The following is a 1,905-nucleotide window of genomic DNA, read 5'->3' as shown; positions in this document are numbered from 1 at the left end:
CTTCTGATATAGACAAGAAGCTGCGGCTATACAATCAGTCCCTGTCCGAACCGTTCAAGGAAATCACCGAAGAAGACTACTATGACCTGCTGGATGTACTGCCACCCTTGCGCATGAGACAAAACTCATTCTTTGTGGGAGAACCGTATTACGGAAATATGTACTCTTTCTGCTTCACCCGTCAAGGAAGATATTTCAAGGGCCTACGCTCCGTACTCACTCCGCAATCCGAACTGGACAGTCAGATAGACCGTCACTTGGAAATCATCAACCAGAAAGCCGTAATCTCAAAAGAGGAAACAAGCAAAACAATCAGCGGAGCCAGACTCATTCCCTATTATTTTTCACTGGACGGAAAACATCCCGTATTCATCTGCAACCTTGTCATCCAATCAGATTCCAGACAAGCAAGGACGGACATGGCGAATACCCTGAAAAGTCTTCGCCGGAACCATTATCAGTTCTATAAAGGAAAAGGGCATTACGAAACTCCAGACGAACTGATAGACCATGTATCCGGAAAGAAGCTCACCCTTGTTTCCGACGGACATTTCTTTCAATATCCTCCCGACAAGGAATCAGTAACTTTCATCGGACACATCAAGGAGACATCAGAGGAATTTCTTTTCCGGATCTATGACCGTGAATATTTCCTATATCTCCTAAAAAGATTGAGGACCGTGAAAAAGGAGTCCGCACAGGAACAAATAAATATCAGATCATAACATTCGGGGGAATGCGGTAGAATGACTGCCGTATTCCCTCATAAAAACAATACAAGTATGAACAAATCAAACACTCTATACTGGAAAACAGCCACAGATCCGGCTGAACGCATTGAGGTCAGACTCGTCCTGAACAGTTATATCGACAATGATAATCTGTATGTAGGACTTGAATCCCGGTCTAAGGAGAATCCGGAATGCTGGGAATCCTACACGGACATCACCGTCAACCTCAATTCCCTTCCCCCGTTCCATGCCTATGTGGACAACCGGGACTGCAACAGACATGTGTATGATTTCCTGACCAGTAACAGAATAGCGGAGCCTGCCGGATTTGAATATCAGGGATTCAGAATGTTCCGCTTCAATCCTGACAGGTTGAAGGAACTCGCACCCGAACAGTTCAAGACAATCAGCGCCAAACTGCCACCACAGGATGACATGATAAAGGACATCATCTATCAGGAAAGACGTTTCCCTTTGAGAACTGTTCAAGACATTCACGGAATATATCTTGTTTCAAGCAAGGAACTGGAAGAATCTCTGATCGAAGGAGTACGGAACCTGGATGCTGCGGCAAATGAACTGCTGGATGGCATCTGCCTGTTCTGTTCCACACAGGAACTGCGCTATCTTACGGATGCAGAACTGATAGAAACAATCTACGCACAATAAAAAGGAGGAACAAATATGAAAACCGGAGACATTGTATTTCTGAGACGTCCCTATAAGGGATACCGTGCCGTCGAACTGATGGAAAGACTGGAATGCCGCTGGCTGGTCAGGATTGTTGAGAGCGGTCTTGAACTGGAGGTATATGAAGATGAACTTATATCAGAATTTTAATACGGACAAAGTGTTATGGAAAAATATCAGTTTGCATTCCATTCGGAAATAATCGGCTATACCTCACCCCATATCGGCGAGGTCAGAAAAGCCATACACAGAAAAGTGGAAAAGGAAAAGTCTGCCGCCATAAAGAATGATATTGAGCTGCACATGTACAAGGTGCATGACGGCATACCGGTTCTCCTTAACACCTGCTACCTGTACGATGAAAAAGGATGTATGGTACACGGAAGTATCAAGGGAACCAAGGATTATCTGCTTGAGACATGGAGATACCATACAAACAGACATTCCAAAGGTTTCAGTTCCACAAGAATCAGGCCCTGCACGA

The 1,905-nt window shown here is 44.7% G+C and carries 4 protein-coding genes; all 4 read left to right on the top strand.

The annotated features are described in order from the left end of the window. Window positions 1-725 (top strand): hypothetical protein (locus tag I6E11_RS14530; RefSeq protein WP_235338821.1); only part of this gene is annotated, 725 nt, incomplete at its 5' end. A 57-nt stretch (window positions 726-782) separates the two neighbouring features. After that, complete coding sequence (locus tag I6E11_RS14525) at window positions 783-1,400, top strand: DUF4313 domain-containing protein (RefSeq protein ID WP_235338820.1); 618 nt, start codon at window positions 783-785, stop codon at window positions 1,398-1,400. Between the two features lie 15 nt (window positions 1,401-1,415). Next, window positions 1,416-1,571 (top strand): hypothetical protein, encoded by a 156-nt coding sequence (locus tag I6E11_RS14520; RefSeq protein ID WP_004326287.1) that lies wholly within the window; start codon window positions 1,416-1,418, stop codon window positions 1,569-1,571. A gap of 15 nt (window positions 1,572-1,586) precedes the next feature. After that, on the top strand, window positions 1,587-1,905 hold a 319-nt coding region (locus I6E11_RS14515), incomplete at its 3' end, for a hypothetical protein (protein ID WP_235338819.1).

Origin of the sequence: Bacteroides caecigallinarum (assembly GCF_021531075.1) — a bacterium.
In the GTDB taxonomy this organism is placed as follows: domain Bacteria; phylum Bacteroidota; class Bacteroidia; order Bacteroidales; family Bacteroidaceae; genus Phocaeicola; species Phocaeicola caecigallinarum_B.
Note: the sequence above shows the minus strand (reverse complement) of the source record. Positions and strands in the feature narration are given on the sequence as shown.